This is a genomic window from Actinomycetota bacterium (assembly GCA_030682655.1).
Classification (GTDB): domain Bacteria; phylum Actinomycetota; class Coriobacteriia; order Anaerosomatales; family JAUXNU01; genus JAUXNU01.
Genome location: JAUXNU010000164.1, coordinates 1 through 1809, shown reverse-complemented (window position 1 = coordinate 1809; position 1809 = coordinate 1). Strand labels below are relative to the sequence as shown.

2 protein-coding genes are annotated in these 1809 nt (G+C 62.7%); both read right to left on the bottom strand.

Features of this window, described 5'->3' with window-relative positions; translation table 11 throughout:
• Nucleotides 1-199: 199 nt before the first annotated feature.
• Nucleotides 200-406 carry a TOBE domain-containing protein gene (locus Q8K99_10900; GenBank protein ID MDP2183062.1) on the bottom strand — a complete coding sequence of 69 codons (207 nt, stop codon included), beginning with the start codon at nucleotides 404-406 and terminating at the stop codon, nucleotides 200-202.
• Nucleotides 407-512: 106 nt separating this feature from the next.
• The gene (locus Q8K99_10895) at nucleotides 513-1136 is read right to left on the bottom strand and encodes a hypothetical protein (GenBank protein MDP2183061.1); all 624 of its coding nucleotides are present in this window, start codon (nucleotides 1134-1136) and stop codon (nucleotides 513-515) included.
• Between the last annotated feature and the right edge of the window lie 673 nt (nucleotides 1137-1809).

Below are 1809 nucleotides of genomic sequence, written 5' to 3'. Positions count from 1 at the left end.
CGGATATCAGCATGGTCGATCGCCGTTCCCATGTGCCCGCCCGCTTGCATCTACTCAAGGGCGAAGACCACCATGAGACCTACGAGGTTGACTGGCCATCTCATATCAACGTGTTACGGCATGAGCGGCGGGTTTCGCCGTTCATGTTGATTCTATCTCGCGCCGCCCGCTCGATGCCGGGGTTAGACCGACGGTGGAGCTACTCCTTGACGGGCAGAACGTTGACTGCCTTGACGACCAGGCTGACCTTGTCGCCGACCTGCAGGCCCATCTCCTCAAGCGACTCGGTCGTGAGCACGGACGCCATCTCACAGGGAGCAACGTCGAATTTCACGAGCGACATGATGTCGCCCTTCTGAACCGACTTGACCTCGCCGACAACCATGTTGCGGGCTCCGTACTTCATAGGGACCCCCTCCTGAGAACGAGTTCGGTCTAACGTGTTTCGGCTTCACCCGCGCGCTTGCGCACTCATTATGCGACACCATGCGCGCGTCGGGTGGAAGCCGGGGTTAGACGCCTACCAGTATCGTCGCGATCTTGGCGATCAGCGGGGCAGCAATCGCCGCGGCTGCGACCTGCTCGAGTATGGTCCGCAAAGACAGCAATGATTCTGTCACGATGCTTCGTCGCGGCGACGGTGCTGAAAGCTGGGCTTTGATAGTCGCAATGTCCGCCTCAACCTGCTGCCGCTCGTTCATGTCCAGCGCCAGTGCATCGAGCCGACTCTCGACGTCTGCCAGAAGGCTGCGCAGGCCCTCAACTTCCGTCGCATCAATGCTGACGTTCTGAGTAGCGTTGGGGCTAGCCTGCTGTATGACCGAATTCGACATCGTTCCGATTGCGATTACGTTCACCGGCGGGAAGTACTGCGTCGGTTCATCCGGCTTGGACAGCGCCCTCTCGACCTCAACGATACCGCGGTGGGTAATGCTGATGCCTCCGCCAATATCGACGCCTTTGAGTAGGCCTTCCCCGCTCAGGAACCTGAAGATCCGATCGACAGTGGGACGATCCAACCCAAGCTCCTCGCCGAGTTCCCACATGCCGATTCTGAAGAACTCGCTCCCCTCGGACCCTTCCCATAGGCTGCGAAGGAATCGGAAGCGGTCCTCACGCTCTCGTTCGATATCCATGCTTCCCCCGTTCGAACATGTGCGCCTAACGTTGTTGGGCGTGACCCGCGCCCGATGACATACATGGTAGCCGATGACGTGCGAAGCCGGGTCGACGCCCTGGTTCGGCGAGCGGGAAGGACGGCGTGAGCCGTCCGAAACGACGCAGCGGAACATGACCTTGCCCGCATGTCGGCCCGCTTCCGTGCCCGAAGACCGGCCGTCCCGCTCCCGCCCGCATCCATCTCACTGCCGTTCTCGAAGACCCCAGACCGGCGATGGAGCCCGCGCGCACCACGGCTGCGCCGATACCGGCTCCCCGCGCACCCGACTGCCCATGTGTGGAGCCGTGCGCCGAGGCAGCGTCCGGAGGCTCCAACCTCTCAGGTCCGGCAAAGACATGCGTGCACCGGAGGTGTCGGTCCGGAAGCGGCGAGAAAGGTGCGGAGGAGGGCGACCTTGCCCGCAGGTGGATGCGCCCGCGTGCGCGAGACGTGTCCGCTCCCTGCCGCTCTCTTCTCTCCCCGCCGACCTGTCCGAGGAGTCAGGATCGCCGAGGGATGCGCGCCGACCGCGCTCTCGCCGACGCGACGCTTCCGAGAACCGATCCGTCCCATGCGTCAGTCCATGCGCCGAGGGAGAGTCCGGAGATTGAAGCTCGCAGGTCTCCCACCATATCCATGGTCTTCGCGAA

Coding starts and splice junctions, on each gene's coding strand:
- Q8K99_10900 (MDP2183062.1), bottom strand. CDS start 406: ATGAAGTACGGAGCCCGCAACATGGTTGTCGGCGAGGTCAAGTCGGTT.
- Q8K99_10895 (MDP2183061.1), bottom strand. CDS start 1,136: ATGGATATCGAACGAGAGCGTGAGGACCGCTTCCGATTCCTTCGCAGC.